Below are 13,544 nucleotides of genomic sequence, written 5' to 3' on the forward strand. Positions count from 1 at the left end.
CCGGGTCCGCCGCGTCGACCAGGTCGATCCCGACGAGGATCGGGTCGTGGTCGCTGGACCGGTACGGCGAGGCGTCGTGGAAGTCGGTGACGTTGTAGTTGTACCGGCTGTACTCGAAGGCGATGGACTCGTAGGCGTTGATGTTCCAGATGTCCGCACCCGTGACCGCGTCGGTGGCCGCCGGGCTGCCGAGGACGTGGTCGAGGGAGCCGACCCGGGAGTCGAAGGAGTAGGTCGACTTCTCCGTCAGCGTCTGGGCGATGTTGGTGTAGTCCGCCCCGTAGAAGACCTGCATCGGGTCCTCCTGGGTGTAGGAGTTGAAGTCACCCACGAGGAAGACGAGGTCGGTGCCGGCGGTCTCGGCGACGTCGTCGGCGAACTCGACGAGGGCCGTGGCCTGCCGGACACGGTCGGCGTTCGAGGCGCCCTGGCCGTCGCCCTGGTCGGCGTTCTCGCCGCTGCCCGACCCCTTGGACTTGAAGTGGTTGTTGATGACGACGAACGTGTCGGCGTCCTGGTCCACCTCGCCGTCCGCGCCGAGGAGTGCGAACTCCTGGGCCATCGGCTCCCGGGCGTTGGCGAAGGCGGTGTTCCCGATGAGGATCGTCGTCTCGCCCTCGGGCCGGACGGTCTCCGTGCGGTAGATGAAGGCGTTGCGGATGACGTCCTCGTCCGCCGGGACCTCCTCCGGCGACTCGACGTAGGCCCAGGTGCCCTCCCCGGCGTCCGCGTTGAGCGCGTCGACGAGGTCGGACAGGGCGTGGTCGCGGTCGGCCGGGGCGTTGCCCTCGACGAAGCTGATGGAGTTCTCGATCTCCTGGAGCGCGACGACGTCGGCGTCCAGCGCGTTGATCGCGGTGACGATCTTCTCCGTCTGGCGGGCGAGGTTGGCCTCGTCGTAGGCGCCGCGGACGTCGCAGTTGCGCGCCGTCGTCGGATTGCCCTCGCGGTCGCCGTAGTACCCGCAGCCGGCCTCGTGCTCACCGAGGCTGGTGAAGTAGTTCAGCACGTTGAAGGTCGCCAGCGTGACGTCGCCACCGACCTCGGCCGGAGCCTCGGGCCGGGTGTTCTCCCAGCTGATCGGCTGGACCTCGGCCGCGTTGGCGCCGGTGAGGCGGGTCTGCGGCTGGAAGGCCCAGGTGGAGTCCTGGTTGGCGACCGTGCGGCGGAAGTCGAGGATGACCGGCCCCTCGAACTCCACCGGCGCGCCCGTACGGACCGGGTTCTCCGGGTCGAGGTAGGCGACCGGCGTCCTGTGGTCCTCGAAGCCGAAGTTGGTCCAGTCGTGGCTGGAGCCGTCGTCCATCCGGATCTCGCGGTCCGCGTTCGCGGCGACGAAGGCGTCGTAGGCCGCGGCGTCCACCCCGCGGGGGCGGACGACGTCGGTCGGCTGGCGCAGCGGCTCGTCACCGGCGGCCAGGCCCACCCAGCCGAAACGGTTGGTGTGGTACGTGTCCGTGACGGTGAACTCGCCCTGCGGGGCGATGAGCATGCCCTCGAAGGGCTCCCGCTCGGCGACGGCGGGCAGCTCGATCGCGGCCGGGACCGGGGCCTCGACCTCCTCGTCGAGCACCCGATAGACCGCGGCCTGGATCTGGGTGAGCCCGAAGTACTCACCGGCGGTGCCGGTCACCTCGACGTAGTCGCCGATCTCGACGCCGGCCGCGAGACCGCTGCCGCCGCCGAAGACGAAGATGCCGTGGGAGGCGTCGTGGTCCTCCAGGTCCGCGCCCGTGCCGGGGGTCTGGATGAAGGCACCGTTGAAGCCGCCCTCGGGGTAGACCCCGGTGACGACGCCGCGGGTGGTGACGGTCCGGCCGTCGAACGGGGTCTCCTCACCCGTGCCCTGGATCTCGGCGATCGGGACGACCTCACCCGGCTCGGGCTCCGGCTCCTCGCCGCCGCCGCCCGTCTCACCGGCGGAGTTCACCGGCGTGGGGGTGGCGGTGATCGTGAAGTCGGCACGGTTGTCGTCGGTGTCGACTCCGTCGGTGCGGGTGATGGCCTGCGGAGTGCGGTTCCCACCCGACGTCTCAGCCGTGCCGGAACCCTCCCACGTGTTGCTCGTCCCGTAGCCGACGAGGTCGATGATCCGCTCATCGCCCGCCTGGGTCACATCCCCGGTCGGCAGCGCGATCGACTCGGCGCTCTCGATGAGCGCAACCGTCCCGTTCGAACCCTGCAGGTCGAGCCCGGTGTCGGACACGTCGGGGGCCGGCAGGGCGTCCCCGGTGCCGCCGTTCGAGCTGCCACCGATGAGGTAGTAGCCCCCGGGCGGGACCGATCCGGTGAGCGCCGTGACTCGCGCCCCTGTCCCGGTCGCCGACTGGTACTGCAGACTCAAGCCCTCCAGCGAGACGGGCTCGTCGGTCGGGTTGTACAGCTCGACGAACTTGTTGGTGTACGGCTGGTTGGCGCTGCCGCCGCGTGCGTACAGCTCGTTGATGACGACGTTCGGTCCGTCCGGCTCGTCAGCCGCGGCAGGCGTGACAGCGACGATCGGGGCGAGAAGCAGGGAGGCGACTCCGACCGCGGCCACACCTCCTCGTCTGCGATAGGTGGACCCACGGGGGAATCGGGACACTTCTTCTCCTTCTCCGGCTCTCGCCGGTCCATGACGTGGTACGCGCTTCGTCGGGCGCACCATGGAGGGTCAAGCGGTTTCATCATGTGGCACAAGCCACTGCCCCGTCAAAGTCTCACCCAGCGAGACACGGACAATTCACCGGGAAGCCGACATCTGGCAACCTCGGCAGGGCCGACCTGGCGGGGCTTTCGGTGGAACGATGTGCACCCGGCACCGATGACGGCGATCATGGGGGCTGCATGAGCACCACGACGGCGCCACGGCGCGGAGAAGAGGGAGACGCGTGAGCACAGCGGGACCCCAGCCCAGGGTGGGCGACGAGGCACCAGGGCGCCCCACCGTCGGGGAGCTCGTGGCACGGATCTCCGACCAGTTCGCGCGCATCCTGCGCGGCGAGCTCGAGCTCATCCAGATCAAGGCCGCCGAGAAGGCGAAGAAGGTCGGGGCGGGGGCGGCGATGTTCGCCGTCGCGGCGCTCCTCGGGTTCTTCGCCCTCGCGGTGTTCATCGCCGCGGCCGTGCTCGGGCTGGCCGAGGCGCTGCCCGCCTGGCTGTCCGCCATCGTCATCGGCGTCGTCCTCCTCGTCATCGCGGGGATCTTCGCCCTGGTCGGCAAGAAGCTGCTGCAGTCCGGCGAGGCGCCCTCTGCCGAGGAGGCGAAGGCCAACCTCAAGGCCGACATCGACGCCGTGAAGAAGGGGCTCAGGTCATGAGTGGCCAGGAGAAGCGCACACCGGAGCAGATCCAGGCGGACCTCGCCCGCACCCGGGAGGAGCTCGCCCGGTCGGTGGACGAGCTGAGCACGCGCCTCGACCCGCGCGTCCAGCTCCAGGAGACGAAGGCCAACCTCAAGGCGGCGCTCGACCGCGCCGCCGAGTCCGGCCGGCAGGCGGCCCGCAGCGCGCAGGTCAAGACCCAGGCCCTCCTGGACGACGCCAAGGACGGCGACCCCAAGGCGATCGGCATCATCGGTGGTGCCGCCGCCGGCGTCGCGCTCCTCGTGACGCTCGCGGCCCGCCGCAACCGCTGACCCGGCCGCCCCCGCCCGGCCGGGTCGGTCAGTTCTCCGGGCGTTCCGCCAGCCCGCTGGCCTGCAGCAGCTCCTCGACCTCGCTGCGCCGGTAGCGTCGGTGCCCGCCCAGGGTGCGCACGGCGGTCAGCTTGCCGGCGTTCGCCCAGCGGGTGACCGTCTTGGGGTCCACCCGGAACCGTGCTGCCACCTCACCGGGCGTGAGCAGGGTGTCGTCGCGAGACTTCTCTTCCATGGTGCACCTCGGTCCGGTCGTGGCAACGCGCCTCGGGGGTGGGGCCTGCGCCCCACGTGCGCTTTGACCTCGACGCTAACCCGCCCGAAACGGGCGAAACCTGGACGATAGTCCCACGCCACCGGGACCCGCCGAGGCCAGAATTCGGCCCGACGTGAGCCGCGGCACGCGGCCGAGATGGTCGAACCGCCACGAAACCATGTACCGTTGGAGCCACGAACCATGACCACAGCACCGGGGCCGCACTGATTTCACCAGTGCCTGCCCCGCTTCTACGTTGGAGGGGGTCGACGCCATGGGGCGCGGCCGTCAGAAGGCCAAGCAGACGAAGGTCGCTCGCCGGCTGAAGTACTACAGCCCGGCGACCGACTACCGAGCCCTCGAACGAGAGCTCGCGTCGCAGAGCCGAAACAGGGACGACGACGACTACGAGATCCCCTCCGCAGAGGACGACGACGACTGGTTCAGCCGCTCGAGCTGACCGCCTGACGCACCTGTGGTGCGAGGGCGACGGCGTCCCGGCTCTGCCGGCGCGGTCCCTGCGCGGAGGATCTCTACACGCGGTAGGAGCCGTGCATGCGCACGGCTCCTCCGCGCATCCCCTTCGTCCCGGTGACGACGTCCTGGTCGGTGTCGGTCAGCCGCGCGACGGAGCCCAGCTCCCACGCCGCGATCCCGGCCGCCCGCGCCGTCTCCACCGCCGTCGCTGCCGCTGACGGGGCGAGCACCGCGACCATCCCGACGCCGAGGTTGAGCGTCTGCTCCAGGTCGTCCCACTCCACCGGGCCGAGCCGGCGCACGAGGTCGAAGACCGGCGGCACCTGCCACGAGCCACGGTCGACGTGGCCGACGAGGCCGCTGGGCAGCACCCGGGCCAGGTTGGCCGCCAGCCCTCCGCCGGTGACGTGCGAGAGCGCGTGCAGGCCGTCGTCCTGCGCGAGCTCGAGGCAGAGCCTGGTGTAGAGGCGGGTGGGCTCGAGCAGCTCCTCACCGACGGTGCGGCCGAGCTCGGGCACCTCCCGCTCCAGCGTCCAGCCGCTGACCTCGAGCACGCGACGGACCAGGGAGTAGCCGTTGGCGTGCAGCCCGGAGGAGGCGAGCGCGACGAGCACGTCACCCTCCTGCACCCGGTCGGGGCCGAGCACGCGGTCCGCCTCCACCACACCGGTGGCGGCACCGGCGACGTCGTACTCGTCCTCCCCGAGCAGGCCGGGGTGCTCGGCCGTCTCCCCGCCCACGAGGGCGGTGCCGGTGAGCGCGCACGCCTCGGCGATGCCACGGACGATGTCGGCGATCCGCTCGGGCACGACCTTGCCGCAGGCGATGTAGTCCGTCATGACGAGCGGACGTGCCCCCACGACCACGATGTCGTCCACGACCATGCCGACGAGGTCGTGGCCGATGGTGTCGTGGACGTCCATCGCCTGGGCGATGGCGACCTTGGTGCCCACGCCGTCGGTCGACGTGGCGAGCAGCGGGCGGCGGTAGTCACGCAGCGCGGAGGCGTCGTACAGTCCGGCGAAGCCGCCGGCGCCGCCGAGCACCTCCGGCCCGTGGGTGGCGCGCAGGGCGTCCTTCATGAGCTCGACGGCGCGGTCTCCGGCCGCGGTGTCGACACCGGCGGCGGCGTAGCTGATCGGGGGGCGGTTCTCGGTGGTCACTGCGCTCCAGCGATGGTCAGGGGCCCCGACGTCCGGGGCGGGAGGATCTGGTAGCCGCCGTGGCCGTGCTCGGCCTCGGCCTGGGCGTCCTCGACGGGGACGGGGTAGTCGCCGGTGAAGCACGCGGTGCACAGACGCTCGCGGGGCACCCCGGCGGCCTGGATCATCCCCTCGGTCGAGATGTAGCCGAGGCTGTCCGCGCCGAGGGAGGCACGGATCTCCTCGATGGTCATGCCGTTGGCGATGAGCTCGGCACGGGTGGCGAAGTCGATGCCGTAGAAGCAGGGCCACTTCACCGGCGGGGAGGAGATCCGCACGTGGATCTCGGCGGCGCCCGCCTCGCGGAGCATCCGCACCAGCGCCCGCTGGGTGTTGCCGCGGACGATGGAGTCGTCCACGACGACGAGCCGCTTGCCCGCGATGACCTCGCGCAGCGGGTTGAGCTTGAGCTTGATGCCGAGCTGGCGGATCGTGTCCGTCGGCTGGATGAAGGTGCGTCCCACGTAGGAGTTCTTCACCAGGCCCTGGGCGAAGGGCAGGCCCGACTCCTGGGCGTAGCCGATCGCCGCCGGGGTGCCGGAGTCCGGGGTGGGGATGACGAGGTCGGCGTCGACCGGGTGCTCACGGGCCAGCACGCGGCCCATCTCGTTGCGGGCGGCGTTGACGGACCGGCCGGCGATCTGGGTGTCCGGGCGGGCCAGGTAGACGTACTCGAAGACGCAGCCCCGCGGCCGGGCCGGGGCGAAGCGCCGCGAGCGCAGCCCGGCCTCGTCGACGACGAGCAGCTCGCCGGGCTCGACCTCGCGGACGAAGGTGGCGCCGACGATGTCCAGGGCCGCGGTCTCCGAGGCGACCGCCCAGCCGCGCTGCAGCCGCCCCAGGACCAGCGGCCGGAAGCCCTGCGGGTCGCGGGCGGCGTAGAGGGCGTGCTCGTCCATGAAGACGAGGGAGAAGGCGCCCTGGAGCAGCGGGAGGACGCCCAGTGCCGTCTCCTCCAGCGACTCGGTGTGCTCCTCCCCGGGGCGGCCGGCGAGCAGGGCGGTGATGACGGCGGTGTCGGTGGAGCTGCCGCGGCCCAGCTCGCCGGTGAGGTCGGCACCCGAGCGCTCGTGGACGGTCTCCATCAGCCGCCGGGTGTTGGTGAGGTTGCCGTTGTGCCCCAGTGCCACCGTGCCGGCGCCGGCCGGGCCCAGGGTGGGCTGGGCGTTCTCCCAGGCGCTCTTGCCGGTGGTGGCGTAGCGGACGTGCCCGACGGCGATGTGGCCCTGGAGGGCGGAGAGGGTGCGGTCGTCGAAGACCTGGGAGACCAGGCCCATGTCCTTGTAGACCAGGATCTGCTCGCCGTTGCTCGTCGCGATCCCGGCCGACTCCTGGCCGCGGTGCTGCAGGGCGTAGATCCCGAAGTAGGTGAGGCGGGCGACCTCCTCGCCCGGTGCCCAGACCCCGAACACTCCGCACTCGTCCTGGGGAAGTGCCTCCCCCGGGAGCAGGTCGTGGTTGAGCCGTCCGTCTCCACGTCGCACGTGTGCCATCGTCCCACATCCGGGTGGGCGCTCACGCGCGGGAGAAGCGCACCGTCCGCCCGGGGACGTCGACATGGTCCAGGCGCACCCGGACCTCCTGCCCGAGCGGCAGGTCGGGCGCGCTGACCCGGGCCTCGACGGCGGGGTCGGCGATGAGGACGGTGCCCCGGTCGCCGTCGTCGTCGACGTCCACGACGACGCCGACGAACTCCTCCCCCACGTGACGCTCGAGGACGAGCGCCTCGACCGCGTCGACGGCGCCCCGCTCGTACCTGCCGGCACGGCGGGTGGCCGCCGCCATGGTGTCCGGGAGCTGCGGCAGCGCCTGCCGTACCCACCGGGGGATGTCCTCACCTGCGACGGCGGCCCGACACACCTCCAGGCCGTACCGGTCGACCAGGCGCCGCAGCGGGGCGGTGACGTGGGCGTAGGGTGCAGCGATCGCGGCGTGCTCGGGCACCGGGCCGTCGTCGTCCGCGTCGAGCACGGCGTAGGAGGCGCCGCGGAAGAGGGTGGTCGCCTCGGTGAGGAAGGCGGCGTGGGCGGGCACCGCGGAGTCGAGCCTGGGCAGCAGCTCCTGGTAGGTGACGTCCGCGGGCCAGTCGATGCTCAGGGCGCGCGCGGTGCGCCGCAGCCGGGCGAGGTCGCGCGGGTCCGCCGGGGGCAGGGTGCGCAGGATCCCGGCGCGGGCGCGCACCATGATGTCGGCAGCGCAGATGCCGGTGAGCAGGGAGACCTGGGCGTTCCACGACTCGACGGGCAGGGTGGCGCGGAAGCGCAGCGCGTACCCGCCGTCGAGGGGGACGACCTCCTGTTCGGGGGTCTCCAGGGAGACACCGCCGCGTGCCCGCTCCTGGGCGAGCCGCAGCTCTCCGACGCGGCGCAGGAGGGCGGGTAGGCCCGCCGGCACGTCCGGGTCGCCGCCGCCGTCGGCCACCTGCTGGACCTGGGCGTAGGTCAGCTGGGCGCGGCTGCGGACCAGCGCCCGGGTCACGCCGGCGTCGCGGACCGCGCCGTCGGCGTCGAGCGTGATCCGCCACAGGTAGGCGGTCCGGTCCTGCCCGGGGAGCAGGCTGGCGGCGCCGGCCCCGAGCACGTCGGGGTGGAGCGGGTAGGACCCGGTGGGCCCGTAGACGGTGACGCCCCGGTCGTGCACCGCGGCGTCGAGGGCGTCGCCGGGGGTGACGAAGGACGCGACGTCGGCGATCGCGTAGTGGACGAGGAGGTGGTCGCCGTCGGGCTCGATGTGGACGGCCTGGTCGAGGTCGCGGGCGCCGGGCGGGTCGATCGTGACGAGCGGCAGGTCGCGCGCGTCGGGCAGGTCCGGCAGGGGCCGTGCCGCGGCGGCCTCCGCCTCGGCGACCGCCTCCGGGGGATGGGCGACGGGGATCTCCAGCTCGGCGCGCAGCCGCTCCAGCGCCTCGACCACCCGCTCCGGCGGGGCGGGCAGGTGCAGCTGGCGCGCCGGCACGGTCAGCCCCGTCCGCGGCGGCGTAGCGAGCGGCGGTCGAGCAGGAGCGCCACGCCGAGACCGGCGAAGGTGCCGATCGGCCCGAGTGCGATGAGGAGGACGATGACGACGTCGCGCAGGCTGTACCCGGAGGACCCGAGCGGCGCGAGGACCAGGGAGAGCAGCGCGCCGAGCACCGCCCCGGCCAGGGCGAAGCGTCCGTAGCGGGGCGCCCGGCGCACCGTGGCCGGGTCGGCGGCGTCGACGACGCGTGCGACCGGCTCGTCGCCGGCCGAGGCGGCCTCGTCGGGCGCGGGGTCGGTAGGGTGGTCTGGGCGCGACGTGCTCACCCTGCAAACCTACGTCACCGCGCGCCGTCCCTGCCCATCGCCGGGTCGTGACAGGTGGTCACCCCGTCCGAGCGGCCCGCCCGCGGCGATGTCACCTGCGCTCGGTCGCCGCGGGTCACCAGCGGCCGAAGAGCGGGAGCACGCCGGACAGGTCGGCCCGCACGCCGGAGGCGCCGGCCCGGCCGGAGCTCACCGCCTCGTCCCAGGTGAGCCGGCCCGTGGCGAGGCGCAGCCAGGTCTCCATGTCGGTCTCGACGACGTTCGGGGGCGTGCCGCGGGTGTGCCGCGGCCCGGGCAGGGCCTGCACCACGGCCGCGGGCGGCACCCGCACCTCGACGGCGTTGCCGGGCGAGACCGCCGCCAGCTCCTCCAGGGTGAACCGCACCGCGGTGCGCACCACCGCGGCGGGCACCCGCGTGTCGTCCTCCTGCGCCTCGTGCCACCGGCGCAGCGCCGCCATCCCCTCGTCCGGGTCGATCCGTCGTCGTGCCATGGCCCCCACGCTAGGACAGCGCCCTCCCTCCTCCGCTGCCGGGCGGAGGAGGGAGGGCGCGTGGAGCAAGGTGCCGGACTACCCGACCTTCCGGCGTCGGACCGCCGCGACGAGCAGCGAGCCGAGGGCGACGAGCGCGGCACCCGCGAGCAGCGGGCCGTTCGTCTCCGCGCCGGTGCTCGGCAGCGAGCCGCCGCCGGTGGGCGTCGGCGCGGGAGTGGTCGGTGCCTCGGTGGGCGTGGGCGTCGGCTCCTCGGTGGGCGTGGGTGTCGGCTCCTCCTGGGCCGCGAGGAAGACGTCGAACCACAGGACGCCGGTCACCTCGTCCTCGATCTCCAGCCGCCAGCGTTCGGCGGTGCTGCCGAGGCCCTCGATCTCGGGGACGGTGACGCGGACCTGGGCGCGGCCGACCTCGTCGGTCAGGTCGACGATGCTGTTGTCCACCGCCGCGGTTCCGAGGTCGATGGTCTCCTCGGTCTCCGGGTCGACCAGCGTGATCGCGAGCTGCTCGGGCTTCGGCTCGTCGGTGCTGAAGGACAACGAGGACAGGTCCACGGAGATCTCGTCACCCGGAGCGAGCGTCGCCGTCTGGTCGGTGTTCCAGTGGACCCCGATGGCCCGCTGGTCGAGCGGTGCCACAACCTGCTCGTTCGCGGCGAAGTAGTCGACCAGGGCCGCGAGGTCGATGAGCCCGGTGTCGGCCTTGGCGGTGCCCGCCCCGAAGGCGAAGAAGTTGTCCCCCGTCCCGGTGGCGAGGAACGAGTTGGTCACGACGCGGTACGTGGCCGCGGGGTCGATCTCCTCGCCCTCGATGAAGACGTCGGTGACCCGCTCCCCCGGCTCCCCCTGCGGGTCGTAGAAGTAGTAGAGGGTGTCGGAGACGCCGAGCTTGAGGAACGGTCGGCTCGCGTCCGCGGGCTGCCACTGCTCCTCGAGCACCTGGACGATGTCCGCGCCGGTGAGGTCCATGGCCACGAGCGTGTTGCCGAAGGGTTGGGTGGTGGCGACGTCGCGGTAGGTCACGGTGCCGTCCTCGCCGGCGACGATGTCGGCGCGGATGCCGCCGGGGTTCATGAACGCGACGACCGGCGGGTTGTCCGGCAGCTGGTTCTGCGCGGCCCACAGCTGGGCGTCGGCGATGAGGTTGCCGATGGTCGACTCCCCGCCGCGGTTCTCGTCGCCGTTGGACTGGCGGGCACGGTTGAGGTCGCGGTCCACGGCGCCGACGACCTCGGCGCCGAGCTCCTCGGCGCGCACCTCGGCCGCCTGGACGATCGCCGTGACCTCGTCGACCACCGGGTCGTCGGTCCGCAGCCCGTAGTCGGCCAGACCGATCGCGTCCATCTCCGCGTCGACGACCCCACCCTCCTCCGGGTCGAAGGTGAGCGTGACGCGGGCCAGCTCGCTGCCCAGGCCCGGGGTCTGCACCACGGGCATGCCGTCGACGTCCACCGCGTATCCCTGGTGGCTGTGCCCGGAGAACACGGCGTCGACGTTGCCGTTCTCGGCCAGCGCGTCGACGAAGGCGCCGAAGGCGGTGCTCGTGTCGGTGACGCCGGCCGCGTTGGTGGCGCCCTCGTGAGCGAGGACGACGACGATGTCGGCCTCGCCGTTGGCGTCGTCACCGTCGGTGAGGTCGTCGGCGACGCGCAGGGCCGCCTCGGTCATGTCGGTGAACTCCATCCCCTCGATGCCGCCGGCGGCGACGAGGCTGGGCATGTCCTCGGTGAGGATCCCGACGAAGCCGACGGTCACCTCCCCGACCGGCCCGCCCCCGTCCGGGTCGAGCGTGTGGAGGTAGTAGTCGGCGAACTCGGGCTCGCCCTCGGGCACCTCGACGTTCGCGCCGAGGTAGGGGAACTGGACGTCGCCGGCGTCGATGCGCTCCTGGAGCCACTCGCGGCCCCGGTCGAACTCGTGGTTGCCGAGCGCGGAGGCGTCCAGGCCGATGGTGTTGAGGACCTCGAGGGTCGGGATGTCGTCGTTGATCATCGAGACGAAGGTCGTCCCGCCGACGCTGTCCCCGGCGGCGACGAAGACGGTGTCCGGGTTCGCTGCCCGGACGTCCTGGACGGCGGAGGCCAACTGGGCGGCCCGGCGCGGGGCCGCGGGGTCCCCGATCGGGTCGTCGACCTCGGAGATCCGGCCGTGGAAGTCGTTGATGCCGACGATGTCGATGACGACGTTCCCGTCGTCGTCGACCACGGCACCGGCGGGTAGGCCGCCGAGGCCGAGAGTGGCGAGGCCGGCGACCGCGACGGTCGCGAGGGCCGCGCGCGGGCGGGTGGAGGGGGAGCGTCTGGGCATGGAGCCACGTCCTTGGGGCAGGGGTCGGTATGACGCCGGTCACCATATCGTCATCGGGGGCGGCGGAGGAAGGAGGCGTTGATCGAGTCTGCCCGAGAACCGCAGACCGGGCACGGCATCGCCGACGCGCCGGCGCCACACCGCGAGGACGGTCAGCCGTGGCGCACGGCGGCGACGGCTGCGGCCACGGTCACCGGGTCGGTGACGGCGTAGCCTGCCGGACCGCCCCCGGGGCCGGAGGGTCCGGCGTCGGCGAGGCGTCTGCGCGCGGACAGGTGGACGGCCGACACCCCGGTGGCGACGAGGTCCGGGACGTCCTGCGCCCTCACTCCCCCGCCGGCCATGACCCCGATCCGGCCCTCGGCGGCGGTCACCATGCGGGCGAGGGTGTCCAGGCCCCGGGCGGCGGTCGGCGCGCCGCCGGAGGTGAGCACCCGGGTGACGCCGAGCTCGGCGAGCGGGACGACCGCGGCAGCAGGGTCCGCGAGCACGTCGACGCACCGGTGCACGGTCACCTCCAGCCCTTCGGCCGCGTCCCGCAGGGCCGTCAGGGCGTACCGGTCCAGGGTGCCGTCGGCGGTGAGCGCGCCGACCACGACGCCGGCCGCCCCGGCGTCGACCACCGCCTCGATGTCGCGGACCATGAGCGAGACCTCGGTGGCGGAGAAGCGGAAGCCGCCGGGCCGCGGGCGCACGAGCACGTGGACCGGGATACCGGTGGCGACCACGGCCTCCACCATGCCGATGCTCGGCGTCAGGCCACCGAGGTCGAGGGCGGCGCACAGCTCGACCCGGTCGGCGCCTGCCGCGCGCGCCACCGCGGCCCCGGCGGGGTCCTGCACGGCGATCTCGAGCTGCACGGCCACCACCCCACCATGGCGCACCCGGCGCCGCGGCGCCGCGCCGGCGCACCAGCGGGCGACAGGTTCACCGGGCCTGGCGACACCGCTCGCGCGGCAGCTCGTGGAGGACATCCGCCCGCGCAGGGCGGTGGCTAGATCACGCCCTGGGCGAGCATCGCGTCGGCCACCTTGATGAAGCCGGCGATGTTCGCCCCCACGACGTAGTCACCCGGCCGTCCGTACTCCTCCGCGGTGGCGGCGCAGCGGTCGTGGATGTCGCGCATGATGTCGGCGAGCCGGGCCTCGGTGTACTCGAAGCTCCACGAGTCGCGGCTGGCGTTCTGCTGCATCTCCAGTGCCGAGGTGGCCACGCCGCCGGCGTTGGCCGCCTTGCCCGGGCCGAAGAGCACGCCGTTCTCCTGCAGCAGGCGCACCGCGTCGGGGGTGGTGGGCATGTTCGCGCCCTCGGCGACCACCCGCACGCCGTTCTTCAGCAGCGCCCGCGCGTCGTTGAGGTCGAGCTCGTTCTGCGTGGCGCAGGGCAGGGCGACGTCCGTCGGCACGTTCCAGATGGAGGAGTCGGTGACGAGGAGCGAGCCGGGGCGGCGCGCGACGTAGTCCTTCGCGCGGCCGCGGTGGTTGAGCTTGACGTCCTTGAGCAGGTCGAGGTCGATCCCCGCCTCGTCGACGACGTAGCCGGAGGAGTCAGAGAACGCAAGCACCGTGGCACCGAGCTGGATGGCCTTCTCGATGGCGTAGATGGCCACGTTCCCGGAGCCGGAGACGGTGACCCGGCGGCCCTCGAAGCTCTCCCCCCGGGTGGCGAGCATCTCGTTGGCGAAGAGCACGGTGCCGTAGCCGGTGGCCTCGGTGCGCACGAGCGAGCCGCCCCAGGTGATGCCCTTGCCGGTGAGCACGCCGGACTCGTAGCGGTTGGTGATCCGCTTGTACTGGCCGAAGAGGAAGCCGATCTCGCGCTGCCCCACGCCGATGTCACCGGCGGGGACGTCGGTGTACTCCCCGAGGTGGCGGTACAGCTCGGTCATGAACGACTGGCAGAACCGCAT

General features: G+C 72.8%; 13 protein-coding genes. 3 read left to right on the forward strand and 10 right to left on the reverse strand.

Annotated features, from left to right (window positions below; genetic code table 11):
- Nucleotides 1-2,539 (reverse strand): ExeM/NucH family extracellular endonuclease (locus tag Q0195_RS00215; RefSeq protein WP_299272982.1); only part of this gene is annotated, 2,539 nt, incomplete at its 3' end.
- Between the two features lie 331 nt (nucleotides 2,540-2,870).
- On the opposite strand from Q0195_RS00215, the gene Q0195_RS00220 reads away from it, so the two are divergent.
- Both Q0195_RS00220 and Q0195_RS00225 read left to right on the forward strand, forming a co-directional pair.
- On the forward strand, nucleotides 2,871-3,299 hold the full coding sequence (locus Q0195_RS00220) for a phage holin family protein (protein ID WP_299272984.1): 429 nt from the start codon (nucleotides 2,871-2,873) through the stop codon (nucleotides 3,297-3,299).
- Nucleotides 3,296-3,616, forward strand: a complete 321-nt coding sequence (locus tag Q0195_RS00225) for a DUF3618 domain-containing protein (protein WP_299272987.1) — start codon at nucleotides 3,296-3,298, stop codon at nucleotides 3,614-3,616. The genes Q0195_RS00220 and Q0195_RS00225 overlap by 4 nt, the downstream gene beginning before the upstream one ends.
- 28 nt (nucleotides 3,617-3,644) lie before the next feature.
- Here the strand turns inward: Q0195_RS00225 and Q0195_RS00230 are convergent, their stop codons facing one another.
- Nucleotides 3,645-3,851: a BldC family transcriptional regulator gene (locus Q0195_RS00230; protein ID WP_299272990.1), complete on the reverse strand. Its 207-nt coding sequence runs from the start codon at nucleotides 3,849-3,851 to the stop codon at nucleotides 3,645-3,647.
- Between the two features lie 295 nt (nucleotides 3,852-4,146).
- Between Q0195_RS00230 and Q0195_RS00235 the strand changes: the two genes are divergently transcribed.
- Nucleotides 4,147-4,332, forward strand: a complete 186-nt coding sequence (locus tag Q0195_RS00235; RefSeq protein ID WP_299272992.1) for a DUF3073 domain-containing protein — start codon at nucleotides 4,147-4,149, stop codon at nucleotides 4,330-4,332.
- A 73-nt stretch (nucleotides 4,333-4,405) separates the two neighbouring features.
- Here Q0195_RS00235 and purM read toward each other — a convergent pair whose 3' ends face one another.
- The 8 genes from purM to Q0195_RS00275 form a co-directional block, all read right to left on the reverse strand.
- On the reverse strand, nucleotides 4,406-5,512 hold the full coding sequence (gene purM, locus Q0195_RS00240) for a phosphoribosylformylglycinamidine cyclo-ligase (protein ID WP_299272995.1): 1,107 nt from the start codon (nucleotides 5,510-5,512) through the stop codon (nucleotides 4,406-4,408).
- Nucleotides 5,509-7,035, reverse strand: coding sequence for an amidophosphoribosyltransferase (gene purF, locus Q0195_RS00245; RefSeq protein ID WP_299272997.1), 1,527 nt, complete (start codon nucleotides 7,033-7,035; stop codon nucleotides 5,509-5,511). Before purF ends, purM begins: the two co-directional genes overlap by 4 nt.
- A gap of 31 nt (nucleotides 7,036-7,066) precedes the next feature.
- Nucleotides 7,067-8,506: an RNB domain-containing ribonuclease gene (locus Q0195_RS00250; protein WP_299273000.1), complete on the reverse strand. Its 1,440-nt coding sequence runs from the start codon at nucleotides 8,504-8,506 to the stop codon at nucleotides 7,067-7,069.
- A gap of 2 nt (nucleotides 8,507-8,508) precedes the next feature.
- Complete coding sequence (locus Q0195_RS00255; protein ID WP_299273002.1) at nucleotides 8,509-8,835, reverse strand: hypothetical protein; 327 nt, start codon at nucleotides 8,833-8,835, stop codon at nucleotides 8,509-8,511.
- A 115-nt stretch (nucleotides 8,836-8,950) separates the two neighbouring features.
- Nucleotides 8,951-9,328 (reverse strand): sterol carrier family protein, encoded by a 378-nt coding sequence (locus Q0195_RS00260; protein ID WP_299273005.1) that lies wholly within the window; start codon nucleotides 9,326-9,328, stop codon nucleotides 8,951-8,953.
- Nucleotides 9,329-9,406: 78 nt separating this feature from the next.
- Nucleotides 9,407-11,635: a bifunctional UDP-sugar hydrolase/5'-nucleotidase gene (locus Q0195_RS00265; protein ID WP_299273008.1), complete on the reverse strand. Its 2,229-nt coding sequence runs from the start codon at nucleotides 11,633-11,635 to the stop codon at nucleotides 9,407-9,409.
- Between the two features lie 152 nt (nucleotides 11,636-11,787).
- On the reverse strand, nucleotides 11,788-12,501 hold the full coding sequence (locus Q0195_RS00270; RefSeq protein ID WP_299273010.1) for a copper homeostasis protein CutC: 714 nt from the start codon (nucleotides 12,499-12,501) through the stop codon (nucleotides 11,788-11,790).
- A 128-nt stretch (nucleotides 12,502-12,629) separates the two neighbouring features.
- Nucleotides 12,630-13,544 (reverse strand): Glu/Leu/Phe/Val dehydrogenase dimerization domain-containing protein (locus Q0195_RS00275; protein ID WP_299273012.1); only part of this gene is annotated, 915 nt, incomplete at its 5' end.

Source organism: uncultured Georgenia sp., assembly GCF_937958535.1.
Taxonomy (GTDB): domain Bacteria; phylum Actinomycetota; class Actinomycetes; order Actinomycetales; family Actinomycetaceae; genus Oceanitalea.